Origin of the sequence: Labrenzia sp. THAF82 (genome assembly GCF_009363435.1) — a bacterium.
In the GTDB taxonomy this organism is placed as follows: Bacteria; Pseudomonadota; Alphaproteobacteria; order Rhizobiales; family Stappiaceae; genus Roseibium; species Roseibium porphyridii.
This window is the reverse complement of sequence record NZ_CP045354.1, coordinates 6,057,541-6,082,147: the sequence shown is the minus strand read 5'-3', so window position 1 is coordinate 6,082,147 and position 24,607 is coordinate 6,057,541. Positions and strand designations below refer to the sequence as shown.

Sequence of the window (24,607 nt, the reverse complement as noted above, 5' to 3'; positions counted from 1 at the left end):
CAGATCACCGAATGGCAACCTCTGTCTCGCGGTCGAACATGTGAATACCCTCCGTGTTGACCGCAAATCTCAGTGTTTCACCCAAGTCGATAGGTGTTTCCGACTTCAATTCGACTTCGACATTCTGGTCGCCGCACGCGCACAACAGCACTGACTGTGCGCCGATGTATTCAGAGACGATTACCTTGAGATCGATGGAACTTTCGTCCGGTGCGTCCGGGTTGAAATGAAGATCCGACGGCCGGATGCCCAATGTGAGGGTGGCATCGCTATGGGCCTTGGCCGCGGCGATCTTGTCTTCCGGCAACGCGATGTCGAAACCCGCTCCTTGCACAAAAAGCTGGCCGTCGCGCTCCTCCAGATTGGCATCCAGAAAATTCATGGGCGGAGACCCCAGAAATCCGGCAACGAATTTGTTGACCGGTCTTTTGAAGAGTTCTTCCGGTGTTCCCTGTTGCTGGATATAGCCGCCATGCATGACGACGATCCGATCAGCCAACGTCATGGCTTCGATCTGGTCGTGGGTCACATAAATCATGTTCTTGCGCACCTTTTGGCGCATGAGCGCCAGTTCGGCACGCATCTGGCCGCGAAGCTTGGCGTCCAGGTTCGATAGCGGTTCATCGAAAAGAAACGTGCCGGCGTCGCGGGTCAGGGCCCGCCCCATGGCAACTCGCTGCCGTTGTCCGCCGGATAGTTCTCCAGGCTTTCTGTGCAGGAACTTGGTCAGGCCGAGCATATCCGCAACTGCGCCGACTTTCTGGTCGATTTCCGCTTTGGGCCGCCTTTGCAGTCTCAATGCGAACGACATGTTCTTGGCGACATTCATATGCGGATAAAGCGCATAGTCCTGGAAGACCATTGCCAGGTCACGGGCCTTTGGCTCCAGATGACTGACCGGCTTTTCGTTGATATAGATTTCGCCGGAGCTCACGGTCTCCAGGCCCGCGATCATGCGCAATGTTGTCGACTTACCGCAGCCCGATGGCCCGACAAGAACGGTGAACTCGTTCTCGTGCATTTCCAGATTGATACCGTGCAGGACTTCAAAGTCGCCGTATCGCTTCACCAGATTTTCCAGATGAATACGAGGCATGTTTCCTCCCGAGCCGCCAAACTCTTCATTGGCACTGTTATGTTACCGGTCACATTAGCAGAAATGTTATCGGTAACAAGTATTTTTTTGACGCTGAGGGAAGAATCTTCGTTGGAGAGTGGGCTCAGCAGCTCTGTCGAAAGGCGACGGTCGCCGGCACATCTATGTGTTGGGGCGCGCTAAGCAACGGATCGCTTGAGGAAAACAGCTTCTTCAAAAGCTTGCCTGTTTCCCGACCGATCCCTTCAGGATTGACGACCACTGTCGAGATGCTCGGGGTGGCAAAGCGGGACACCTCGAAGTTACCAAAGCCAGCAACAGCAATATCGCCGGGGATCTTGTATCCCTGCGACAAGAGCCAGCTTTGCGCCCCGAATGCAGCAACGTCCGAAACACAGATCAGACATTGCGTGTCCGGATGGTCTCGCATCAACTGCGACGCGGCAGCAGCACCGCTCTCAATGGAAAGTGGCGGCATGCCGAAGCCGATCAGCCGATGACAATCCAGTCCGGCGTGTTCCATGGCGGAAACAAAGCCCATGCGCCGCGCCGCACCACGGGTCCAGTCATCCTGGCTTTCGCCCACAAAGGCAATCCGTTCATATCCTTTTGCGATGACTTGCTCAGTCATTTTCTTGGCGGCTTCGAAGTTGGAAAACCCGACTGTATGCGCAATCGGACGGTCAGGCTTCTCCCAGATTTCAACAACGGGAACGGCTGCGTCTTCCATCAAGCGCCTTGTCCTGTCGGTGTGACCGTCATAGGAAAGAACTATGGCTTCCGGCCGACGCCGAAGCATTGTTTCAAGCAGCTCTTCTTCCCTGTCAGCCGAGTAAGCCGTGTGGCCGAGCAGGATCTGCAATCCGATTTCCTCAAGCTCTTCGGTGAGCGATTGCACTGTCAGCGCAAAATGAAGGTTGTTGAGGGAAGGCAGGAGAGTTGCGACGAAGCCGGACTTCTTGGTTGTCAGGCTGCCTGCCATCTGGTCGGGAACATAGTTCATGTCCCGAACGATTTTCAGGATATGCGCTCGTGTTTCCGGAGAAACGGGGCTGTCCTTTCGCAGGGCGCGGGACACGGTCATTCGGGAAACGCCCGCAGCTTTTGCGACATCCCGCATCGTGACCGGACTTGGTTTACCGCTTTGCTCCGTCACCCCTTTGCCTCCAGGTAGTCTCAGCACACCGGTGCAATTCCATCACATGCTCTGGCGCCCATCAGGAACAAAGATCCTGAAGGGGTGTCGGGTGTCCTCAGCAAGCGATGGAGGCTTGCCTGGATACCGGTGCCACCTCCCAATGGCAGGGTAGGACAAACTGTCCTTCCGACAAAGAGATGGGATGTTATCGATCACATATGTGAGCGGAAACATCCCACCAGTCAAGTGAAGTTAAAGGCTTTTATCCAGCCCCGGGCAGGTGTCCAGGGCTTAGTTCAGACCGGTTAGCGCTCAAGCGCACCAATGCCGGAGAAGCGGAAGGCTTCTTGTTGAAGAGCATCAAGTTCTGCCGCCTCAAGCTGATCATGGGCAACGGTGATCCTGCCGAGGAAAACAAGTGGCAGTTCGCTCGCGCGATCTTCCAGATCGGCCTTGATCGCTTCAGCTGTCGCAGCACCGACATCGTCACCCATGCGCATGGGCGTTGCGTCCAACTCGCCACGGCGAATGGCATCAAGCTCAAGGCCTGTACCGCCCCAGCCGGTCGAAAAGACTTCCTTTTCCTTGCCAACCGAAACTTGCGCCTCAACGCTGCCCATCGCCATGGCGGTGTTGGCGTTGTGGATGATGGTTGCTTCCGGATAGGCCTGAAGGATCAGGCTTGTGCCTTCAAATCCACCTTCACGCTGATATTCGCCATAGTGCTCGTAAGCGACTTTCCAGTTGCCTTTTTCCATGACGCAGTCTTTGAAATCACCGGACCGCTGATCGTCTGTGATACCCGGAATACCCCGGTTCATTGCCATGGTGACATCCGACCCGAGACGCTCCAGCATATAGTCGCACATGACAAGAGCACCTGCTGCCGACGAGAAGTCGAACCACACGTCAGGCTGGTTCTTCAGGTCCTTTAGCGGCGTGTGGAATGCCCAAACGTACGTTGTGAAGTCTTCATTCTCGGCCAGTTTGTCGATGTTGTCGGCCTGAATGGCCAGTTCGGACGGACCGAAGATCACATAGTCATAAATGTCTCCGTCCTGGAGCACCTGATTGGCATAGGTCGACTGAAGCGAGTGTTCAATCTGACGGCTGGCAAACTCGGTGGTGTTGTATTTGATGCCGAGTTCATCCAGGCGCTTTGTCAAAGCCAGATAGTTTCTCGCCCAGAAGTCGGATGTGTCCGCCGATGGGTAGATCAACGCGATTTCCACCGGCTTTTCCTGCGTTCCGGTAAAGGGCACGCCTTCAGCACCGACAACCGCCTGCAGTGCCTCCAGTTTTCCTTCCGCGTTTACCTCCCCGGGGACCCAGTAGTCGCGGTCTGCGATACCGGGCAGCTCCTTCAAAGGCAATTTATCTTCAGCAAGTGCGCTCGTGCCGGATAGCAGCAGGAGAGCGAGTGTGGACTTAAGCAGTGTATTCATCATCTTTTCCTCCCTGTGATGAATGCCGCGGTAAGGGATCTCAGCCACTGGCAACGGGTGCGCCAGACAACAGAGATCCAATGAGAAGTAGAAGCAGCAGTCCTCCGCTGATCAGGCCGCACAGCCGCAGCAGCCTGAGGCTTTCGGGCGTCGTCAGACCGGCCACGAAACCTTTGGCTCCGTCACGGTCCTTCTTTTGAAGCCATGTGTAGAGTGCCACCGATGAAACAATCACGACCCCGGAGGCAACGGATTGCCAGAAGAACTCGATCCTGAGTGTGACCAATGCATTGATCATCATCGACAGAAGCAGGACACCTGCCAGTGAGCCGAGCATGGAAGCCCGCCCGCCAAAGAGAGACGTTCCGCCAACGACAACCGCCGCAATGACATGAAGGTTGAAATAAGGTGCTGACGTTGCCTGGATCGCGTTCAGTTTGCCTGTCAGCATGACGCCGGCGAGTGCTGCTGACGCACCCATTAGAACATAGGCATAAATCTTGTAGCGATCGACAGCGATCCCGGTCATTTCCGCAGCTTCCGGATTGGAGCCGATTGCGACTGTGTAGCGCCCGAAATAGGTCTTCTTCAGCAGCCAGTAGCCGAGTGCCATTGTCAAAAGGCCAATGATCACCGGCACGGGAATGAAGCCCGGGATCTGTCCTCTGCCGATGTCGGTCATAAGATCCGGAAATCTCGCCAGCACAAGGCCCTTGGCAATGACAAGAGCAAGTCCGCGATAGACAAGGTCCATGGCCAGGGTGCCGATCAGATCAGGAACCTTGAACTTGGTGATCACCAGACCGTTGATCAGGCCAAACAGGGCGCCGAGCATCAGTGCAAATGCAATTGCGATAGGCGTTGAAAATCCATATTGCTTGATCAGGAACGCCATCACGATGCTCGACAGAGCCGCGATCGAGCCAATGGAAAGGTCGATGCCTCGCTGGGTTATGACGAATGTCATCGCCATTGCCATCGGCATATAAAGAGCAGCGTCCAAAAGGATCAGGTTCAGGTTTGAAAGCCTGAAATACCGTGCCGGTTCGGCCACTCCCATGAAGAGAAGTATGGCCAGGATCATGACCATCGGACCGATAATGGCCAGGAACGGCTCGATGCGTTCTGAAAGCTTCATCGGTGTTCCAGGATGTGTGGTTGTTGCCATCTTGTCCTCCTAAGCCGCTTCTTCCGCGCCGACGATCAGACCCAGCACATCCTGCTGGGAACTGTCGGCTACCTTGACCACGCCGGCACATTTGCCGCGGCGCTGGACATGAACGCGGTCGGCGACTTCAAAAACGTCGTCCAGGGAGTGGGAGATCAAAATGACCACCAGGCCCTGTTCCTTCAGTGTCTTGATGAGTTTCAGCGTGCGCGCTGTTTCCTGGGGCCCGAGAGCCGCAGTCGGTTCGTCCATCACGAGGACCCGAAGGCCCTCGTGATAGACGGCCCGCGCGATGGCCACCGCCTGTCGCTGACCTCCAGACAGGCTTGCTGTGGGAACATCGAGCGAGCGTAACCGAACGCCGAGACGTTCAAACAGCACGCGCTCCGTTTCGGTGCGCATCTTCTTGTTGTCGAGCGTGGTTATGCCGAGGAAAGAACGGGTGAGCTCGTTTCCAAGGAACATATTCGCTGCCGGATCGAGGTGATCTGCAAGAGCCAGTGTCTGATACACAGCATCGATGCCCTGATCGATCGCATCGGAGTGGCTGTTCATGACGAGTTGTTCGCCGCCGACGAATATTTCGCCCTCGGTCGGTTGATAAACGCCGGTTAGAATCTTGATCAGTGTCGATTTGCCTGCCCCGTTGTCGCCGACAATCGCAAGGACTTCGCCTGCATAAGCCTCCAGATTGACTTGCGAGAGCGCGTGGACCCCGCCAAATCGCTTGGAGATGTTGCGCATAACGACCAAGGGTTCTGCATCTTTGGTGCCCGAAGACATTGTTCCACCCTGAATTTTAGACAAAGCTCTCCTGTCCACGGCAGCGCCACGGCAAAAAAGACCTTCAGTTGTTGCTTTGCTCGTTTGTCAGCAGGTCGCCTGGCGGCTGCGTCAGGCGACCCGCTTCGTGATTGCTTACTTGCCCCAGATGGCGGAGTAAGCCTCACGGTAAGGCGTATCGGGATCGAAGGAGTTGCTGTCACCCATCTTCTCAAGTCCTGCTTTGGTCACAAGAGCCGGTGAAGTGACATAGCCGGAACAAGGCTGCCCTTGCACGGCACGGTTCAACTCGTCGACAAGCTGCCAGCCTTGCAGGTTAAGCGGTTCAGCAACGGTGATCGTCTGGTAGCCACCGGTCCGGATACGTTGGAAAGCAGCTTCCGAACCGTCTCCGGCGGAACCCGCCTGCGGGCCGTCAGCGGCGGAAATTCCTGCAGACGTCAGCGCCGGTCCCATGAAATCGAAATAGAGATCATTGATCGCGAGCGCATGGGTCCAGCTGTCTCCGTATTTCTGCAAAAGACTTGTGGTGAGTGGGCCCATACGGGTCGATGTGTCGGCAATTGGGGTGTCGACATATTCCAGAACCTTGCCACCGGCGGCTTCAACGGTTTCTTTCAGCCGATCAGCCTTGTCGATCGCGATCTGATAGGTGGAGTCGGTGAAGATAATCACACCGATATCCTTGCCGCCATCGTCGATGGCCCAATTCGCAGCGACTTCAGAAACGGTCATCGCATCGGTTGAGATGTTGGCGAAGATGCCTCCAGGTGCGTCACAGCCGATCTTGGGACCGGAGTGCCATGCAACCATTGGAATATTTGCTGAGACAACGCCTTCAAGTGCAGCTTGCTGCTCAACAGCGTCAAAGCCGTTAATGACAATCCCGTCGGGCTGAAGTGCCAGAGCCTGACCGATGGCAGCGGTCCGGCCTTGGATAGAGCCTGCGCCGTCCAGGACGCGGACTTCCCAACCAATTTTGTCGGCAGCTTCTTCAACACCATTGGTCACACCCAGGATGCCGCCGTTCTTGAGGTCGGCTGCGACCACTACGATGGTCTTGCCATCAGCACCCGCCGGGCCGCTTGTCGGGCCGTCCCATGCGGCCTCTGCAAATGCAGGCAACACGGAACCTGCAAGCATTGTTGTTGCCAAGATGGTCTTTAGAAAATCACGCTTTTGCATTCTATCCTCCCTATGCAAAATTCTTATTTTTTCGCAGCGCCTTTGCGGCGTTGCGCATAGCCGGCAATGCCGATCGCGATCAGCAACGTCACGCCATTGAAGAGCGGCTCGACCCAGAACGATCCGCCAAATTGCTGGATGCCAGAGATCCCGACAGCCAGGATGGCAACACCGACAACGGTGCCCCAAACATTGACCCTCCCGGGTTTGATGGTTGTTGATCCGAGGAACGCACCGACCAGCGCAGGCAGCAGGAATTCAAGGCCGACGCTCGCCTGACCAATCCGAAGCTTTGAAGCCAGCAATACTCCGGCAAGCGCAGTCATCATCCCGGACGCCATGAAGGACCCGATGACATATTTGCGTGTGGGAATGCCGTTGAGTTGGGCAGCACGCTGGTTGGCGCCGATGGCGTAAAGGTATCGGCCAATGGGTGTGTATTCGAGCACCAGCCACATGGCGATGGTAATGGCAAGCACGTAAAACCCGGTAATCGGCAGGCCGAACAGGAACGTGCCATTAACTGCATAAAACCCTTCCGGCAAGACACCGACCACCTGGCGACCACCTGTGTGCCAAAGTGCAATCGCGTAAAGTACCGTGCCGGTGCCGAGGGTTGCGATGAAACTGTCAATCTTGGCGACTTCCACGAGCAGTCCGTTGAAGAAACCGGTCATTGCACCGAGCATCAGAACGATCATGACTGCGGCCGGCCAGGGGATGCCGAACATGGTTTGCAGGCTGATAGCGAGAATATGCCAGAGCACGATGCCGTAACCGACCGTCAGGTCGATCCGTCCAGCCGCCATCGGGATCATTGCCCCAAGAGACAGGAGCGCAATGATGGCTTTGTCGGAAATGATCGCACGCAGGTTCAAGAGCGTTGGGAACGTCCGCGGCAACAGGATCGAAAACAGCAGGATAAGAAGCAGGGTCAGGATCACGAGCCCATAAACGGGCAGGAGCCTGAAAAGCCTGCTGCGCAGCGACAGGCCTTCCATTTCCGCCTTGGTCGGCTCCAGTGCATTGGATTCAAGAGATTGCATGTTTCTTATCCTTAGGCAGCTGCGGCATTGCTGGCCGAAGCCGCTTGAATCAGGTTTTCCGTGGACAGTTTGGTGCCCGAGAGTTCTTCAACGATCTTGCCCTGGCTGAAGACGATCGCGCGATGGCAGATCGTTGCGACTTCTTCAAAATCGGTCGACACGAGCAAAAGCCCGACGCCTTCGCGCAGTGCCTTGTTCAGGAGCGCATAGATTTCCGCCTTGGCGCCAACATCAACGCCGGCCGTCGGGTCTTCGCAGATCAGGAGCTTGCGTTTTGTCGCCAGCCACCTGGCGATCACAACCTTCTGCTGGTTGCCGCCCGAGAGCGCTTCAATGGCAAGCGACTGGTCGTTTGGGCTCAGTGCGACTTCCCGGCCGATTTCCTCCGCCATCTTTGTTTCCTTGTCCGGTGACAGGAAAGACAGGAGGCCCCGTCCGGTCGATGCCGGGTTCAAAAACGTGTTCTCGCGAATGGTGAGGGGAAGGGCAACGGACTCTTCGGTGCGGTCTCGGGCGACCAGACCAATGCCGGAATCAAGCGCTGTTTTGGCGTTGCGAAGGTCCGGGCTGCCCTGACCGTTCAGGACAACCTCGCCTTCATGATCTTCCATGCCGTAAAGGGCCCTGGCAATCTGCTCATGACCTGCGCCGCGCAACCCGACCAGCCCGACCAGCTCGTTCTGGTGCAGCGTGAAATCAACCGGTCCCGCATTGTGTGTTTTCAGGTTCGACACGCTAAGGACGGGTTTCCCGGGAGCTTCGGCAAGTTTGCTGACCTGACGGGTCTTGCGCCCGACAATCATGTGAACGAGTTCTTCCGTTGTCGTGTGCTGTATGGCCCGTACGCCAACAAGCACACCGTCGCGAAGAACCGCAACACGGTCGGCGATCTGGAAAATCTCGTCCAGCCTGTGGGACACATAGATCATGCCGACACCGCGTTCACGAAGCGGCCTGAGTGCATTGAACAGGCGGTTGACCTCATCTGCCGGAAGAGAAGCAGTCGGTTCATCCAGAACAAGGAAATCACAATCGACCGCAAGGGCACGGGCAATCGCCACGAGGGACTTTTCCGTTCTGGAAAGGTCCTGCACCCGGGTTGTTGGATCGAAATCGCAACCGACCTTCTTAAGGGCTTCAGCAGCGAAATTTTCTGCGTTGCCCCAATTAATCAGACCGAGTTTTTTGGAAAAGCCAAGCGCAAGAGACATATTCTCGGCAACGGTCATCCACTCGATCATGCCCAGATCCTGGTGGATGAAGGCGACGGATTGACGTTGCCCAAACCCACCCGGGCGATGCTCGTAAGGCTCGCCGTCGATCAAAACACGCCCTGCGTCGGGTTTGTGAATACCGCCGAGAATCTTGATGAGTGTTGATTTACCGGCGCCGTTCTCGCCCAAAAGCGCGACGATTTCGCCGCGGTCTACGGCAAGGGAAACGTCCCGAACGGCGTAAGTCCCACCGAAATGCTTTTGGATGCCGTCAAAGAACAGCCGGTTTTGTAAACTGCCTGGCACTATCTTCCTCCCGCCGCGACCGGACTGTGCATCTTCTCCCAAGACAGACATTGAGTTACCGGTAACGTGGCATTATCATTGACTCGTCATATGGGTAAGTCAATCAAAAAAGTTACCGGTAACTTAAATTTTGTCTGAACAGAAAATTGCTAGTAAAAACAATAAAGTAAGCCTTGCTGAGGTTGCCAGGGCGGCAGGCGTCTCCAAGATGACTGCCAGTCGCGTCCTCAGAGATGAAGGTGGTTTTTCCGAAAAGACACGCGTCAAGGTTTTGGCAGAGGTCGAGCGGCTCGGGTATCTGCCCAACCGACTGGCGACCGTCTTTGCCGGCGACAAGAAATCGACTTTTATAGGGGTGAGCATTCCCGACCTTGGCAATGAGGTGTTCACACACGTTCTGGAGGGGATCGACCGGAAGCTGGTGAGCTTCAATCATCAGACTGTTCTGGGCATGACACAGCATGTCTTGGCCGAAGAGGAAAGCTGGGTTGAGACCGTGTTGTCCTGGCAACCGGCAGGCTTGATCCTGACAGGCCGCGCGCATACGCCAAGAGCTTTGCAACTGCTCGTCGGGTCCGGTGTGCCGCTGGTAGAAATCTGGGATCTGAATTCCAGCCCGATCGACATGTGCGTCGGCCTCAACCACTTTGACAGCGGCTATGACATGGGCCGTTTTCTTTTGTCCAAGGGCTATCAGAAATTTGGTTATGTGGGCACGTCTCACGACACCGCGAATGCTGCAACAGCTCGGCTTCATGGATATGCGAAGGCTATTGAAGATGGCGGAGGCCGTCTGACTAAACAGCTTTGCCTGAATGATATTCCGGGGTTTTACCCCGGCTTTTATGGAACGGAGCAGCTTCTGTCCGCGGATCCGTCAGTAGAGGTTGTATTCTTTCAGAACGACAATATGGCGGTGGGTGCTGTCCAGTTCTGTGAAGCGCAGAAAATTTCCATACCGGGCGACCTGGGAATTGCAGGTTGGGGCGAGTTGCCGATTGCGTCTGTCCTGCCGTATCGATTGACCACGGTACAGGTAAATCATCTCCGCATCGGACAGCTGGCGGCTGAAAAACTGCTTTTGCGGATCAATGGCGACCTGCTTGAGCCTGTCTCTGATGTCGGCTTCACGCTTGTCGCCGGAGATACGGTTTGAGGTTACGTGAGCTTCAGGTTAGGTGGTGTTGCCCAAATCCAGCGTGACAGGGCAAAGCGTGCAGCTTTTCGGCAATCGGCCGCCGATGTTTTCGAGAATAGCCTTCGCGACAGTCTGCCCGAGCTCGTGACCATTTGTGCTGATTGTTGTGAGTCTTGTGTTGATCGTCTGTTCTCTCGACGTTCCGTTGAAGCCCATGACCCGTACATCCTCGGGTACTCGGAAGCCTGCCTTCAGGAGGACCCTCAATCCTCCGATGGCCATTGCATCATTCAGATAAAAAATCCCGTCAACTTGCAAACCGTCTTCTAGCAAGCGATGTGTCAGGAGCTCTCCACTCTCTGCCTGACGCGGAAGGTCGGGTTCCGTCAGAACGCGCGTTTCCGCACCGGCTGCGGTCATGTCACCTATGAAACTTTCCATGCGCCGGGATGCACAAATGTCTTTATGCGTTTCAGCGCCTATGTAAGCGACCTTGCGCAGCCCGAGTTCCAGAAAGTGGCTTGCTGCAATTTTCCCGGCTTCCACATGTGATGGGCCGACGGTGGCTTGCCCTTGCGGGTCATCTCCATCCCAGATTTGAATGTGAGGAACTCCGAACCGCTGAAGAAGTATTTTGGTGCGCTCAGTGGAGGCGATGCCACCACTGCGTACCAGAAATGCCGGTCGCAAGCTCAGGAGTTCCTGGACCTGACGTTCTTCCACATCAGGGTCCATGAGACTTTCCGCAATGAAGATTGAGAGCGAGGCTTGATCGAGGAGGCTGTGAAGGCTGCTTATGATCTCGGCATAAACCGTATCGGCTATGGATGGGATCAGCACCGCGACCAGCATGCTCTTGCGCGCACTGAGCGAGCCGGCGAGTCGATTTGGAACATACCCGAGTTGGTCGGCAGCTTCGAAAACGCGTGTTCGCGTCTGCTTGGAGATAGCGCCAGTACCCCGCAAAACCTTCGAAACAGTCATGGTGCTGACATTCGCCAACTTGGCGACGTCCTCTAGCGTGACCATACATTTTCCTCCAACCCGGGTGCCCGTCCTCTGTGACAAAATAACTGTCTTAGCTGAGTTGACAATCGAATTTGTTATCGATAACTCGTAATAAGGTTATCGATAACCTAAAGGCAAATTTGCACTTGAGTGATCGATTTTCGGGAGGACAGATTGGTTTACTGGCGGTGGCTATGGCGCTTCATTGACTGGACGATGGCAGCGCTGCTCCTGGCGATGATTGTGCTGGTTTTTACAAATGTGGTCTTGCGATACGGCTTTTCATCCGGATTGCGACCATCTGTCGAGCTGTCACGATTGGGACTTGTCTGGGTTGTCATGCTTGGCGCGGCTGTGGTTCTGCGCCGAAGTGAACACCTTGCAGTGACGGAATTTTCCGAGGTGCTGTTTCCAAAGCTTGTACCGCTGCTGCGTCGCTTGGCCTACCTCGTCATTCTGGTCGCAGTCTTGATGCTGTTCTGGGGTGCGTTTCGTCAGATGAACGCAAACTGGAACAATATCTCGCAGCTGACCGGGTTGCCATCCGCCCTGTTTTATCTTGCCGGCGTTGTCTCCGCCGTCTTGATGACCGTCATCGCTGCTGTGCGTGTCTTTTTTCCGGACGCGTTGGACTTCGATGAAGAACAGGAGGAAAGTCATTGACCCTCCTTCTGTTTCTGAGCGTCCTCATCGGCGCTATTCTTCTCGGATTGCCGGTTGCTTTTGCCCTGCTCCTGGCGGCAATCGCGCTGATGCTTCAACTGAATCTGTTCAGCGCCGACATCCTTGCCCAGGCGCTCATCAACGGTGTCGACAGTTTCCCGCTGCTTGCAATTCCGTTTTTTCTGGTCGCTGGCGAAGTGATGTCCACCGGCGGATTGTCCAAGCGCATAGTGCGCATGGCGGTTTCCTTGATCGGTCACAAGCGTGGCGGCCTCGGCTATGTCGCCATTCTGACGGCGATCCTTCTTGCGGGCCTTTCAGGTTCGGCTGTCGCTGACGCGGCAGCGCTCGTCGCGATCCTTTATCCGATGATGCAAAAGGCCGGATATCCAAGCGGTCGTTCGGTTGGCCTGCTGGCGTCAGGCGGGATCATTGCGCCCGTGATCCCACCTTCACTGCCGCTGATCCTGATCGGGGTTGCCGGAAATATTTCGATCAAGAACCTCTTCCTGGGCGGCATCGTTCCCGGCCTGATGATGGGTGTCGCGCTGATGCTGGTCTGGAATGTGCTCATGCGGCACGAAAACATCGAAACGCTGGAGCGGGCGACGACTGAAGAACGGATCGCCGCATTCAAGGATGGCATCTGGGCGCTGTTGTTGCCGGTCATCATCATTGGAGGCATCCGCTTCGGTGTCTTCACTCCAACGGAAGCAGCAGTGGTTGCAGCCGTCTACGCGATCCTGGTTTCAACGGTGATCTACCGTGAAATGACGCTGCAGGGGTTCTTCCAGATACTCGTGAACGCGGGACGTTCGACGGCCATGGTGATGTTTCTGGTCGGCTGCGCCATGGTGGCCGCTTGGCTCATCACCGTTGCGCAACTGCCGCAACAACTGGCGACCTTGCTCGGCCCGTTGGTTGAGAACCCGCGTCTGCTGATGGCCGTGATCATGATACTGGTGCTGTGCGTCGGGATGGTGATGGATCTGTCGCCAACGATCCTCATCCTGGTACCGCTGCTCATGCCGGTGGTCAAACTGGCCAACATCGATCCTGTCTATTTCGGACTGATGTTCGTCATCAACTGCTCCATCGGACTGATCACTCCTCCAGTTGGAACTGTCCTGAACGTCGTTTGCGGCGTCGGCCGTGTGCCGATGTCAGCGGCGGTCAAAGGCTCTTGGCCTTTCATCGCTGCATATCTGGTGCTCCTCGCACTCTTCGTTGCGTTCCCGAGCATCATCACAGTCCCGATGAAATGGTTCATCGGCTGAGTAGGGAGGAATTCTCAATGAAAAATCACCTGACAAAAATTGGTCTGGCCACGTTCCTGACACTGAGCATGGCAACATCGTCGCTAGCAGAAGTCACACTCAAGTTTGCACACGCAGCACCTGAGACCGATCTGCAGCAGGATCTTGCGAAGTTCTTTCAAAAGGAAGTCGATGCGCGTACCAACGGCGAGGTCAAGGTTCAGATCTTTCCTCAAGGGCAGCTTGGAAATGACGCGACCATGATCGATGGCGCGCGTGCGGGCATCATCGATGTCGTCATGGTCGGCCTCAATAACTTTTCCGGTCTGATGCCGGAGTCGGCTGCCTTCACGCTGCCATTCATGTTCCCGACGCGCGAGACAGCTTACTCGGTTCTGGATGGAGACGTTGGTCAGAGCGTTCTTGCAAAATTCGAAGATCATGGCCTGAAGGGGCTTGGGTTTCCCGAAAACGGCTACCGCAACATGACCAACAACAAAGGCCCTATCCGCACACCTGACGATGTTGCGGGATTGCGTATGCGTGTCAACAATTCCAAAGCGCTCAACGACATGTTCGCCGCGCTGGATGCGAACCCACAGCAAATCCCGGTGGCAGAGCTTTATACCGCCCTGGAAACTGGAGTTGTCGACAGTCAGGACCATCCGATTGGGGTCACACTGTCTTTCAAGTTCTATGAGGTTCAGGACTATCTGAGCATGACACAGCATGCCTATTCGCCCTTGGCGGTTGCCATGAACCTGAGCAAGTTCAATGGATTGACCGAAGAGCAGCAAAAGACTGTACTTGAGGTTGCCGCTGAAGCTGTCGCCATGCAGCGCGAGTTGAGCATCTCCAAGGAAGACGAAATGATCACCGCGCTTGAGGAAGCCGGAATGAAGGTCAACCGCGACGTGGATGGAGCGGCATTTCAGGACAAGGTAAAGCCTGTATGGGACGCCTTTATCGAGCAAAATGGCGACACGCTTGTAAACGCCATTCTCGCAGCGTCGCAAAATTAATCGACGCCTAAGAACTCGATTGTCTAATGCTCAGCTGTGGCCCGATCTCCAAGCGGATCGGGCCGCTGTCATTGTCACCCGTGCCGCGCAGCAGCGAGACAATGATTTCTCCTGCCTTTTGACCGATTTCGACCGGATGCGGATCGACCGTCGTTAGTGTCGGCACACAGACTGATGAGATGTCGTAAGCGCCGAAGCCGGCAATGGCGATGTCCTCAGGCACTCTTACGTCTTTGCGCATGCATTCTGTCAAAGCACCGAACGCCGACAGATCCGAAACGCAAATAACAGCGTCCGTATCCGGGTAATTCTTCAAGAGCAGGGACATCGCGTCAGCGCCTTCGCGCATTGAAATCGGTGGTTCTCCTGCGCCGATCAATCGATCCTTCGACAGTTTGTGCCGGTTCATGGCGTCGATGAAACCGCGGCGACGGTCAGCACCACGCGTGTCACCGTCGGTATCCCCTCCGATAAAGGCGATGCGTTTTCGACCGGTTTTGACCAGATGCCCGACAAGGTCATGCATGGTGGCCGAATTGGAAAACCCGACAACGTGGCCTATCGGGTCTTCAGGCAGATCCCAGGTCTCGATAACGGGGATTTTGGCTCTTTCAAGGAGTTGGCGTGTTCGCGTTGTGTGGCGCCCGCCTGTGAGCACAATGGCTTCAGGCCGCCGTTTCAGGAACTGCTCGACAATCCGCTCCTCTTCTCGAATGTCGTAGTTGGAATACCCAAGGAGCACTTGCAGATCCGAATTCTTGAGAACTTCGGAAAGCGCGCCGACCGTATCGGCAAAGTTTGCATTGTTGATGGAAGGGATCGTCACGGCGACAAATCCGGTGCGCTGAGACTTGAAGGTCGCCGCAGTGCTGTCGAAAACATATCCGAGATCGTCGGCGATCTGCAGGATGCGTTTCCGCGTCTTCTCACCGACCGATGCATGCTTTTTGAAGGCACGGCTGACGGTCATTACGGAAACGCCCGCCTTTTCAGCGACATCCTTCATTGTAACAGGTCGTTGCATACGCCCTCCGCTCTCAAAACAGGCGTAAAACTGTCAGAACGCACAAGCAACTGCAAACAAGACTGCCGTCGGCTGACCATGCGCTCTAACGAAACCAAGAATTCGGCGGTTTCAGCCTGTGTATTCGTTGGCCTCGGTTACGTGGTGATGAATGCGGCCATCGAAAAACTCAGCCACTATTTCGCCGGTGACTTCGCGCGATTCGTTGCGGGCTGCGCTTTCCAGTGCACCCGCCATCGCGGTTTTGTCAGGATAGGTTATGGCCAGGATAAGCGGGAATTCCGGAGCGCCTTCGTCCCGTTCTTCACCGAACATTACCCGCACATCCGTATTGCCGGGAAATTGCCGCCACAGAGGAACAAGGCGTTCGGTTACCGCAGATCTGAACGCGTCTGTCCGGCCTGTCTTGATGCTGCCCTCGAAAAGCGCGAAACGAGTGATCATTTAAATTGCTCCTTGTCGGGTCCCTTGAAAAATTCCATCAGCGCGGCCTGGTCTTCACCGCCAAGTCCGGCAGATGTCAGCATCCTGTGCACCTCAGCGCACAAGGCCGTCAGCGGCATTGCAGTATGGGTCCGGCGTGCCAGATCCTGCGCGCCGTTGAGATCCTTGACCATGTTGTCGATCCGACCCGTGCGCCGGTAATCCTTGTCGACGAAACGGGGCATGTATTCCTGCAGGATGGCACTGTCTGCCCGGCCACCTTTCAGCGCTGTGGGGATCTTTTGTGCGTCGACTCCGGCATCCAGCGCGAGCTGGGTTGCTTCTGCGACGGCCAGAAAACCGAGGCCACAAAGGACCTGGTTGATAAGCTTGGTCGTCTGACCGGCGCCAACCGGGCCCATATGAGTGTAGTTGCTGGAGACATGTTTCAGGAGCCGGTGTGCATCCTGAACGTCAGCTTCAGCACCACCGGCCATCAGCGTCAGCTCGCCGATCAAGGCCTTTGGCGCACCGCCAGACAGTGGGCTGTCCACCCATCGCAAACCTGCGTCGGCGGCCTGTGCCGCCAGAGCCTTGGTCGCATCCGGGTCGATGGACGACATGTCGATGATGAGAGTGCCAGGCCGTGCGCCGGAAGAAACGCCGTTCTCGCCAAAAACGGCGATCTCGACGATCTTGGGCGAATTCAGGCTTGTGACCACAAAGTCCGCCTGGGACGCCGCTTCGGCAGCCGAGGCTGCGGCAGTGGCACCTTTTTCGACCAGCGCAGAAACTTTTTCGGCGTCCAGATCGAATACGGTCAGTGAATTACCGGTTTCCAGAAGGCGCATTCCGATTGCACCTCCCATGGCACCAGCGCCGATTAGAGCTGCTTTTTCGCTCATTTTGTTTCCCTTCGAAGTCCGGACAACAAGGCGGCAATCACCATGTCCGGTGTTTGATCGATTGACGCAGAGACGAACATTTCGTCCGCGGCAGGCGGTTCCAGCGTCGCGAGCTGGCTGTCCAGCAAGGCAACAGGCATGAAGTGCCCCGATCGATTCTTCATGCGGCTGGTGAGAATTTCACGCGAGCCTTCCAGATAAAGAAAAGTCACAGGTCGTTCGGCTCTGTCGGAAATACGTTCGCGGTAGATACGCTTGAGTGCTGAACAGGCGATGACTGTTGGTGTGTCCGCGTCCTTCAGCCTGTCTCCGACCTTGTCCAGCCAAGGCGCGCGATCATCATCCGTCAGAGGCTCGCCGCGGCCCATTTTTGCAATGTTCTCTTCCGGGTGGAGATCGTCTCCATCAACAAATGTCCCACCGATCGCACGCGCGAAACCACGACCGATTTCCGATTTGCCGCAACCCGATACGCCCATGACGACATAGGCAACCATCACAGACACGCCGAAATGCCACCGTCGACAAAGACGGTCGTGCCGTTGACGAAGGAGGAAGCATCGGAGGACAGGAACACACAGGTTCCGACCAGCTCTTCAACTTTGCCCCAGCGGCCGGCCGGTGTGCGTTTTTCCAGCCAGGCGCTGAATTCAGGATCATTCACCAGGGCTGCGTTCAGTGGCGTGTCGAAATACCCTGGTGCGAGCCCGTTGCACTGCAGACCATGCTTGGCCCAGTCGGTCGCCATACCTTTGGTCAGGTTCGCTACCGCTCCCTTTGTCGCTGTATAGGGTGCGATGCCGGGACGTGCGAGCGCCGTTTGAACAGAACAGATATTGACGATCTTGCCGGCTCCGCGCGTGATCATGTGGCGTGCAACCGCCTGTCCGACATGGAAAACAGAGGCAATGTTGGTCTGGAGCAAGCGCTCAAACGCATCTGCCGGAAAGTCTTCCAGCTGTGTGCGGTGTTGCATGCCCGCATTGTTGACGAGAATATCGATGGGACCTGTGGCCGCTTCGAAATCATTGACAGCTTTGCGAACGGCATCGTGATCGGTCACATCGAACAACAGCTCTTCAACGTTGAAGCCCTCCGAGCGAAGCTGAGTGGCTGCCGCAGCAAGTTTGTCCGCCGAACGGCCGTTCAAAACGATCTTGGCGCCTGAAGCCGCGAGGCCACGCGCCAGAGCAAAGCCGATTCCTTGCGAAGAGCCGGTAATCAGCGCCCGTTTACCGGACAGATCAAACAGTGAAAGGCTCATCGAATTTCCTTTTTGTCGCGAATTGATTGACAGTTTTTTCGAATATGTTATCGATAACATTAGTTGTCAAGTAGGGAGCGTGCCAATGAGCAAACCCGACATTCTTCAAGTCGGTCCGTATCCGGAGTGGGATCAGATCCCGCTTCAGGAAAGTTTTCACATGCATAAGCTGTTCGAGGCATCAGACGCTGCAGCCTTTCTGTCTTCGGTTGGCGAGAGCATCCAAGGGATCGCAACGCGCGGAGAGCTGGGTGCAGACAGGGCGATGATCGAGGCCTGTCCCAACCTGGAGGTCATTTCTGTTTATGGCGTCGGGTTTGATGCGGTGGATCTTCAAGCCTGCCGGGAACGCAATATACGCGTGACCAACACACCTGACGTGCTGACCAACGATGTGGCCGACCTTGGTGTTGCCATGATGCTCGCGCAATCGCGCGGAATTGTCGGAGCAGAAACCTGGGTCAAGGATGGCAGTTGGGCCGCAAAGGGGCTCTATCCTCTCAAAAGCCGCGTCTGGGGCAAGAAGGCCGGCATTCTCGGCCTCGGCCGGATTGGTTATGAAGTTGGCAAAAGGCTTGCCGGCTTCGATCTTGATATCGCCTACAGCGACATCGGCCCGAAGGATTATGCTGCAGATTGGACATTTGTGCCCGATGCCGTCGAACTGGCACGTCACTCGGACTTCCTCTTTGTCACTCTCGCAGCCTCAGCGGAAACCCGGCATATCGTCAACAGTCAGGTGATCGAGGCGGTCGGCCCGCAAGGCATGGTGATCAATATCAGCCGTGCGTCGAATATCGACGAGGACGCATTGCTGGATGCGCTTGAAAACGGACGCCTCGGAGCAGCTGCCCTTGACGTGTTTGAGGGCGAGCCAGCACTGAATCCGCGGTTTCTGGAATTGAACAACGTGCTCTTACAGCCGCACCACGCCTCCGGTACCGTCGAAACCAGAAAGGCCATGGGCAAGCTGGTACGTGACAATCTGAAAGCTCATTTCGATGGTCGCGATCTATTGACGCCTGTGCTGTGAGGACATCATGAAAGCCATAGTGATACACGCAGCCGAAGACCTGCGCATTGAGGAGCAGAGCGTTGTGCCTCCCGGTCCGGGTGAGGTTCAGATCGAACTTGCGAGAGGCGGCATTTGCGGCTCCGATCTGCACTACTACAACCATGGCGGCTTTGGACCTGTTCGCCTGAAAGAGCCAATGATCCTCGGTCATGAAGTTGCAGGCCATATCACCGCGCTGGGCGAAGGCGTTTCAGGCCTGTCCATTGGACAGCTGGTCGCCGTATCGCCGTCACGACCGTGCGGGAATTGCCGGTTCTGCGACGAGGGGCAATTCAATCAGTGCCTGAATATGCGGTTCTACGGCAGCGCTATGCCTTTTCCGCACATTCAGGGAGCATTTCGCGAAGTTCTTGTCGCAGATGCTTCGCAATGCGCACCAGCTGACGGACTGTCTCCTGGAGAAGCGGCCATGGCAGAGCCGCTCGCTGTGTGTCTGCATGCCGTGCGCAATGCCGGCAGCATGCTTGGAAAGTCTGTCCTGGTGACAGGGTGCGGCCCGATCGGGATCTTGTGCATCCTCGCGGCGCGTCGCGCCGGTGCGGACCTCATCGTTGCAACGGATCTCAGTGCCTTCACGCTGTCCAAGGCTGAAGCTGCTGGTGCCGATCGCGTCATCAACATGGCTGAAACTCCGGAAGGGCTTGAAGGTTATTTCGCCGACAAGGGTACGTTCGATGTTCTCTTTGAGTGTTCAGGAGCCGCCCCGGCGCTCGCATCCGGTATTTCGGCCATGCAACCGGGCGGCACAATTGTCCAGCTTGGTCTAGGCGGTGACATGCCGGTGCCAATGATGGCGTTGACGGCCAAGGAGCTTTCGTTGAAGGGCTCTTTTCGGTTCCACGAAGAGTTCTTCACCGGTGTCAGTCTGATGCAAAAGGGCCTGATTGATGTCAAGCCGTTCATCACCCAGACATTCCCGCTCAGCGATGCCGTCGCGGCTTTCAAGACAGCCGGGGATCGCAGCCAGGCCGTGAAGGCGCAGATCGCCTTTAACTGAGAAACTGCGACACAGCTGCTCTGACATATCGTTCTGGCCGGGCCTTCCTTTTGAGAGGCCCGGCCTGGACAGCGCAAACGGGCAAGATACCCGTTAGAGAGACCCGTAATTTGTGTTTAAGCGGCGCTCCATCAACAAGCCGGCACCCTCAGGTTTCAGCTCCAATGGCCGCAAGCGCGGCACGCGCGACTTCAATGTCTTGTTGCCCCGACCCGGAGCCAACACCGATCCCGCCTAGCACCGTGCCGTCGACGACAATCGGCATTCCGCCCGGAAGCCCTGTCACGTTTCCACCAGTTGCGAGCCCGATCAGTGCGCGGACCTCTTCTGGAATATTGACGGTGGCAGAGCCAATGGAGGACGCTGTCAATGCTTTCGCAAGAGCACTTTTTCGGCTCAGGAATTTTGCTCCGGTCATGCGGATTTCCGCCAGGACTTCACCACTCGCATCCACGATGACGATGCATTGTGGCTGACCGATTTCTTCAGCTTTGGCGACAGCAGCCGTCAAGAGTTTCAAGGCACCCTGATGGGTCAGGATTTGGGTTGTCTGTGTCGTTTCCACGGCGCTTTCTCCAAAATGATATCGATAACATTTTGCCGTTTTGTGCGTGACTTGCAAGCCCTGAAAGGTGCAAGCCAGTGCCCGTGGTGGCCGGAAAAGCTGGTGGCGAAATATCGCCCGCCAAGTGGTTGCCACGGGACCACGACTTTTCAATTGCATGTGGAGCAGAATTTGTTTACAAATTAAACAAATCAGATACAAATTTTACAAATAGGCGGCGACATGATTGTAAATTCCGATGCAGCCTCTGAATGGATGGACAGTGGACCAGGCGCGAAACGGCGCATTCTTTGTGAAGACAAGGACATTATGATGGTCGAGTTCCGATTTGAAAAAGGCGGTGAGGGCGCAGCGCACAATCATCCTCATCTGCAAACGACCTATGTTGCCTCCGGACGCTTTCGGTTCACGGTGGAGGGGCAGACCAAAGTGCTTGGTCCTGGCGATGCGATGGTCATTCCGTCAAACGCCGTTCATTCCTGTGTCTGTGAAGAGGCAGGCAGCCTCCTGGACGCCTTCACACCGCGCCGCGACGACTTTCTGGAAGCTCATGGGTGGCCTCAAACCTAACCCAATTGATTTCCCTCCCGAGGAAAGAACAGCTGTCGTTGGTCCTGCACTTGTGTAAGGGCTGGCGGCAGCTGCTTCGGTTTCCGGCCTCTCGGCTCAAGACTGGCTCACGCAGTCCGTTGCGGTGTATTGGTTTCGATCCAACGGGAACGACTAGCCTTCAAAAATGCGCTTGCGTGCGTTTTCAACATGGGCCCGCATAGCGTTGCGCGCTGAGTCTCGGTCGCCTTTTTCGATGGCTTCGAAAATCTCATAGTGCTCAGCTTGAACCAGCTTCATACGGTCTTGTGGCTTGGTGAGTGAAAGATTGCGGGTCAAGTTCATGCCCGTCAGGATATTTGACTTCATGGAAGACCGTGCCGCGACAAAATACTTGTTGTCTGCAGCGTTGCAGACCGCAACATGAAAGACCTCGTCTGCAGCTACGCCCAGTTCACCCTCGGCGATACAGCGGTCAAGTTCCGCAAGAGAAGCGCGCAGTTCGTTCAGATCTGAATCCGTGCGCCTTTCAGCGGCCAGATAGGCGGCTTCCCCTTCCACGGCTGCCCGGAATTCGAAAGTACGCTGAATGTCGGCAATCGAGCCGATTGGGGCAAAATCGAGAATAGCGCCTTCAGGGCGCCGTTTCACAAAAGATCCCGACCCTTGGCGGGACACGATCACATCATCTTCGCGCAACTGTTTCAGCGCCTGGCGCAGGACGGGGCGGGAAACTCCGAGTTCACTTGAAAGAACCTGCTCAGTTGGAAGTTTGCCGCCAACTGGAATGTCACCATCCATGATTTTGGACAGGATGTTTTCATAGGCGCGATCGGACAGGGTTCTGTCCCGCACCTGTCGTTCACTCAAGTGGGTTTGATTTACCGTCCGTTTTTCTGCCGCCACACTATAAACCTGTCTTCGGTAGACGGATCAGTCGGGGGATAGAGCCCGAATGTTGATGCGCCTTGTTTCACCATCTCCATCACGAAGTCTTCGAAGACCGTCATTTCGGCAGCTTCGTTCGCAACTTCATTTGCCATATGTTTCGGTATGCAAACAACTCCCTCGTTGTCGCCAACAATAATATCGCCCGGAAACACGGAAACGCCGCCGCATGCAATCGGATCATTTACCGCAACAGCATGATGCTTCGTCAGGTTGGTCGGTGCGCTCGGTCTAGAATGATAACCGGGCATATCGAGTTCGGCAATTTCCGGCGTGTCGCGAAATCCGCCATCGGTGACGACACCGGCGCATCCTCTGGCCTGAAGGCGCATGGCAAGGATACAGCCGGCGGATGCTGCGGAGGCATCCCCTCGGGAATCAATGACAAAAACAGCTCCGTGAGGGCATTCCTCGACACCCTTGCGCTGGGCATTTGTCCTGTCGGCAAAGGAATCCAGATTGTCCAGGTCTTCACGTGCCGGAATGTAGCGCAGCGTATAGGCCGGACCAACCATGTTCGGTCCTTTGCGAAGCCGGTGCAGGCCTTGCAGGAATATGTTCCGAAGTCCACGTTTGAACATGACTGTTGTCAGAGTTGCTGTGCTCACTCGCAACAGTTTCTCGTGAGTTTCGGTGCTCAATCCGCTCATGGCGTGGGTTCCACCGTTTCGGCAGTTTTCGCTTGGCTGGGTCATATCCCGATGAATAACTGTCGCTTTCCAACTTGTCAATAATTTGTAAAAATCGAAATTCGACGAGAGACTTGTCGCCAATTCATCGGTATTTGAGGCATGTTGAAAAATTTCATCAATTAAAACAGATGTTTAATAGGTAACGGAAACTTTCTCAAGCGTTTGGCGACTTTGTTTCAGGAGGTGATTTTGTTCTGAAGTTTTTTATGAAAGGCATTTTTGTAATTTATTTGTAAAAATTAGTCTTGATATGTGCTCCTGCATCTTGTAAGGCTGAATGCGTGGCGCACCGAAAGGCGAGGTGATGTGTCGCTGTGCCGCGCGAACGACCAGACGCGATGATCGTCAAAGGCGAAGGTCTGAAACATGAATTAAAACAAATGTCTGGCTCAACTCAAAGGTTGGGTCTGGCGGATGTTCAAAATACGTGCGAGCGGTCTCTTGATACGCGGCGGAGCCTGATTGGGAGTTGGGCAAGGGCCAAGAGATCGAAAAATGTTTGAATTTGTAAGTCGGACAATGCCGGGCGAGCCTCTATCGCCCGAACGATGAGCTATGGCTGATTGGCGGTTGTCCGGCTTCCAGGGAGGAAGCATGTCCGGAGTTGTCCTTAGCAAAATTGTGAAGAAATACGGGGCGCTTCAGGTCGTGCATGGGATAGATCTGAGGATTGATCCCAAGGAGTTTGTGGTGCTGGTCGGTCCCTCCGGCTGCGGTAAATCCACGACACTGCGCATGATTGCCGGACTGGAAACAATCACCGGCGGGACACTCACCATTGATGACCGCGTCGTGAACAAGGTTGCGCCCAAGGATCGGGACGTTGCCATGGTCTTTCAGAATTACGCTCTCTATCCGCATTTGAATGTTGCCGAGAATATTGCGTTTGGTCTCAGGATCCGAAAGGTTCCAAAAGCTGAAATCAGGAAGGCCGTGCACGACGTTGCGGAGATCCTGGGTCTGACGGAATACCTTGCACGCAGACCTTCTGACCTTTCTGGTGGACAGCGTCAGCGTGTTGCCATGGGCCGGGCAATTGTACGGCACCCGAAGGTCTTCCTGTTCGACGAACCACTTTCCAACCTCGACGCCAAGCTACGGACCCAGATGCGTGCCGAAATCAAGCGGCTTCACAAACGGCTCGGCGTCACGAGCATTTACGTGACCCACGATCAGGTTGAGGCAATGACACTCGCCGACCGTATCGTGGTGATGAACCAGGGTGTGATCGAACAAATCGGAACACCGATGGATTTGTTCAACAACCCAGCAAACAGGTTTGTTGCCGGATTTATCGGCTCACCGCCGATGAACCAGCTTCATGGATTTCTGGAAGCTGGTGATAGCGGCCCTCTGGCGCAGGTTGGACGAATAAAGGTCAAGTTGCCCCAATCGGAAACCCTCAGACATGAAACGGGCAGACCGGTCATTCTGGGAGTTCGCCCGGAACATGTCACCGTCAACGAAGTTCCGGGATCCTTCCCGATCAATGTCAATCTCGACCTGGTGGAAACGCTGGGATCGGAAGCCTTGTTGCACACAGATCTCGACGGCATGTCCTTTGTTGCGCGTGTCGAAACACTTGGCGACGTGGGCCATCTGAACGGCGTGGACACGCTTCATGTCAGACCCGATCTCATGAAGTTGTTTGACGCAGAAACAGGTCGCTCCCTTCCTCTTGAGGCGGGAGCTTGATC

At 55.6% G+C, this 24,607-nt stretch carries 25 protein-coding genes; 8 read left to right on the top strand and 17 right to left on the bottom strand.

The features are described 5' to 3' along the window. Window positions 1–4 precede the first annotated feature (4 nt). The 8 genes from FIV00_RS27965 to FIV00_RS27930 form a co-directional block, all read right to left on the bottom strand. A complete protein-coding gene (locus FIV00_RS27965) occupies window positions 5–1,096 on the bottom strand; it encodes an ABC transporter ATP-binding protein (protein WP_152503768.1) in 1,092 nt (363 codons plus the stop codon). A 124-nt stretch (window positions 1,097–1,220) separates the two neighbouring features. Beyond that, entirely contained in the window at window positions 1,221–2,252 is a 1,032-nt protein-coding gene (locus tag FIV00_RS27960; RefSeq protein ID WP_247649303.1) for a LacI family DNA-binding transcriptional regulator, read from the bottom strand. 287 nt (window positions 2,253–2,539) lie between these two features. Continuing rightward, a complete protein-coding gene (locus tag FIV00_RS27955; protein ID WP_247649302.1) occupies window positions 2,540–3,682 on the bottom strand; it encodes a substrate-binding domain-containing protein in 1,143 nt (380 codons plus the stop codon). Between the two features lie 37 nt (window positions 3,683–3,719). After that, window positions 3,720–4,847: an ABC transporter permease gene (locus FIV00_RS27950; RefSeq protein WP_247649301.1), complete on the bottom strand. Its 1,128-nt coding sequence runs from the start codon at window positions 4,845–4,847 to the stop codon at window positions 3,720–3,722. 9 nt (window positions 4,848–4,856) lie between these two features. Then, entirely contained in the window at window positions 4,857–5,654 is a 798-nt protein-coding gene (locus FIV00_RS27945; RefSeq protein WP_371419559.1) for an ATP-binding cassette domain-containing protein, read from the bottom strand. 111 nt (window positions 5,655–5,765) lie between these two features. After that, window positions 5,766–6,815, bottom strand: a complete 1,050-nt coding sequence (locus tag FIV00_RS27940; RefSeq protein ID WP_152503767.1) for a substrate-binding domain-containing protein — start codon at window positions 6,813–6,815, stop codon at window positions 5,766–5,768. A 23-nt stretch (window positions 6,816–6,838) separates the two neighbouring features. After that, window positions 6,839–7,861, bottom strand: a complete 1,023-nt coding sequence (locus FIV00_RS27935; protein ID WP_152503766.1) for an ABC transporter permease — start codon at window positions 7,859–7,861, stop codon at window positions 6,839–6,841. A gap of 11 nt (window positions 7,862–7,872) precedes the next feature. Further along, the gene (locus FIV00_RS27930; RefSeq protein WP_247649300.1) at window positions 7,873–9,381 is read right to left on the bottom strand and encodes a sugar ABC transporter ATP-binding protein; all 1,509 of its coding nucleotides are present in this window, start codon (window positions 9,379–9,381) and stop codon (window positions 7,873–7,875) included. A gap of 208 nt (window positions 9,382–9,589) precedes the next feature. Between FIV00_RS27930 and FIV00_RS27925 the strand changes: the two genes are divergently transcribed. Next, window positions 9,590–10,537 (top strand): LacI family DNA-binding transcriptional regulator, encoded by a 948-nt coding sequence (locus FIV00_RS27925; protein WP_152503764.1) that lies wholly within the window; start codon window positions 9,590–9,592, stop codon window positions 10,535–10,537. 18 nt (window positions 10,538–10,555) lie between these two features. Here FIV00_RS27925 and FIV00_RS27920 read toward each other — a convergent pair whose 3' ends face one another. Then, on the bottom strand, window positions 10,556–11,548 hold the full coding sequence (locus tag FIV00_RS27920; RefSeq protein ID WP_152503763.1) for a LacI family DNA-binding transcriptional regulator: 993 nt from the start codon (window positions 11,546–11,548) through the stop codon (window positions 10,556–10,558). 153 nt (window positions 11,549–11,701) lie between these two features. On the opposite strand from FIV00_RS27920, the gene FIV00_RS27915 reads away from it, so the two are divergent. Genes FIV00_RS27915 through FIV00_RS27905 form a run of 3 tightly spaced genes read left to right on the top strand, consistent with a single transcriptional unit; the run spans window position 11,702 to window position 14,468 of the window. Next, window positions 11,702–12,190, top strand: a complete 489-nt coding sequence (locus FIV00_RS27915; protein ID WP_209006737.1) for a TRAP transporter small permease — start codon at window positions 11,702–11,704, stop codon at window positions 12,188–12,190. Beyond that, complete coding sequence (locus tag FIV00_RS27910) at window positions 12,187–13,467, top strand: TRAP transporter large permease subunit (RefSeq protein WP_152503762.1); 1,281 nt, start codon at window positions 12,187–12,189, stop codon at window positions 13,465–13,467. Before FIV00_RS27915 ends, FIV00_RS27910 begins: the two co-directional genes overlap by 4 nt. 17 nt (window positions 13,468–13,484) lie before the next feature. Beyond that, window positions 13,485–14,468: a DctP family TRAP transporter solute-binding subunit gene (locus FIV00_RS27905; RefSeq protein WP_152503761.1), complete on the top strand. Its 984-nt coding sequence runs from the start codon at window positions 13,485–13,487 to the stop codon at window positions 14,466–14,468. 7 nt (window positions 14,469–14,475) lie between these two features. On the opposite strand, the gene FIV00_RS27900 is transcribed toward FIV00_RS27905, so the two are convergent. From FIV00_RS27900 to FIV00_RS27880, 5 genes are all read right to left on the bottom strand, one after another. After that, window positions 14,476–15,492: a LacI family DNA-binding transcriptional regulator gene (locus FIV00_RS27900; RefSeq protein WP_152503760.1), complete on the bottom strand. Its 1,017-nt coding sequence runs from the start codon at window positions 15,490–15,492 to the stop codon at window positions 14,476–14,478. Between the two features lie 111 nt (window positions 15,493–15,603). Continuing rightward, the gene (locus FIV00_RS27895; RefSeq protein ID WP_152503759.1) at window positions 15,604–15,936 is read right to left on the bottom strand and encodes a hypothetical protein; all 333 of its coding nucleotides are present in this window, start codon (window positions 15,934–15,936) and stop codon (window positions 15,604–15,606) included. Further along, window positions 15,933–16,820, bottom strand: a complete 888-nt coding sequence (locus FIV00_RS27890; RefSeq protein ID WP_152503758.1) for an NAD(P)-dependent oxidoreductase — start codon at window positions 16,818–16,820, stop codon at window positions 15,933–15,935. Before FIV00_RS27890 ends, FIV00_RS27895 begins: the two co-directional genes overlap by 4 nt. Further along, a complete protein-coding gene (locus FIV00_RS27885; RefSeq protein ID WP_152504490.1) occupies window positions 16,817–17,317 on the bottom strand; it encodes a gluconokinase in 501 nt (166 codons plus the stop codon). Before FIV00_RS27885 ends, FIV00_RS27890 begins: the two co-directional genes overlap by 4 nt. Beyond that, the gene (locus tag FIV00_RS27880) at window positions 17,317–18,084 is read right to left on the bottom strand and encodes an SDR family oxidoreductase (RefSeq protein WP_152503757.1); all 768 of its coding nucleotides are present in this window, start codon (window positions 18,082–18,084) and stop codon (window positions 17,317–17,319) included. Before FIV00_RS27880 ends, FIV00_RS27885 begins: the two co-directional genes overlap by 1 nt. Window positions 18,085–18,169: 85 nt before the next feature. Between FIV00_RS27880 and FIV00_RS27875 the strand changes: the two genes are divergently transcribed. Both FIV00_RS27875 and FIV00_RS27870 read left to right on the top strand, forming a co-directional pair. Beyond that, window positions 18,170–19,117: a 2-hydroxyacid dehydrogenase gene (locus FIV00_RS27875; RefSeq protein ID WP_152503756.1), complete on the top strand. Its 948-nt coding sequence runs from the start codon at window positions 18,170–18,172 to the stop codon at window positions 19,115–19,117. A gap of 7 nt (window positions 19,118–19,124) precedes the next feature. Continuing rightward, window positions 19,125–20,156, top strand: coding sequence for an L-idonate 5-dehydrogenase (locus FIV00_RS27870; RefSeq protein WP_152503755.1), 1,032 nt, complete (start codon window positions 19,125–19,127; stop codon window positions 20,154–20,156). Window positions 20,157–20,304: 148 nt separating this feature from the next. Here the strand turns inward: FIV00_RS27870 and FIV00_RS27865 are convergent, their stop codons facing one another. Beyond that, the gene (locus FIV00_RS27865; RefSeq protein ID WP_247649299.1) at window positions 20,305–20,721 is read right to left on the bottom strand and encodes a heme-binding protein; all 417 of its coding nucleotides are present in this window, start codon (window positions 20,719–20,721) and stop codon (window positions 20,305–20,307) included. Between the two features lie 222 nt (window positions 20,722–20,943). Between FIV00_RS27865 and FIV00_RS27860 the strand changes: the two genes are divergently transcribed. After that, complete coding sequence (locus FIV00_RS27860) at window positions 20,944–21,291, top strand: cupin domain-containing protein (protein ID WP_152503753.1); 348 nt, start codon at window positions 20,944–20,946, stop codon at window positions 21,289–21,291. A 153-nt stretch (window positions 21,292–21,444) separates the two neighbouring features. Here FIV00_RS27860 and FIV00_RS27855 read toward each other — a convergent pair whose 3' ends face one another. Continuing rightward, window positions 21,445–22,125, bottom strand: a complete 681-nt coding sequence (locus FIV00_RS27855) for a FadR/GntR family transcriptional regulator (protein WP_209006736.1) — start codon at window positions 22,123–22,125, stop codon at window positions 21,445–21,447. A 26-nt stretch (window positions 22,126–22,151) separates the two neighbouring features. Further along, window positions 22,152–22,868, bottom strand: a complete 717-nt coding sequence (locus tag FIV00_RS27850) for a ribonuclease activity regulator RraA (RefSeq protein ID WP_152503752.1) — start codon at window positions 22,866–22,868, stop codon at window positions 22,152–22,154. A gap of 636 nt (window positions 22,869–23,504) precedes the next feature. On the opposite strand from FIV00_RS27850, the gene FIV00_RS27845 reads away from it, so the two are divergent. Further along, window positions 23,505–24,605, top strand: coding sequence for an ABC transporter ATP-binding protein (locus tag FIV00_RS27845; protein ID WP_152503751.1), 1,101 nt, complete (start codon window positions 23,505–23,507; stop codon window positions 24,603–24,605). Window positions 24,606–24,607 lie beyond the last annotated feature (2 nt).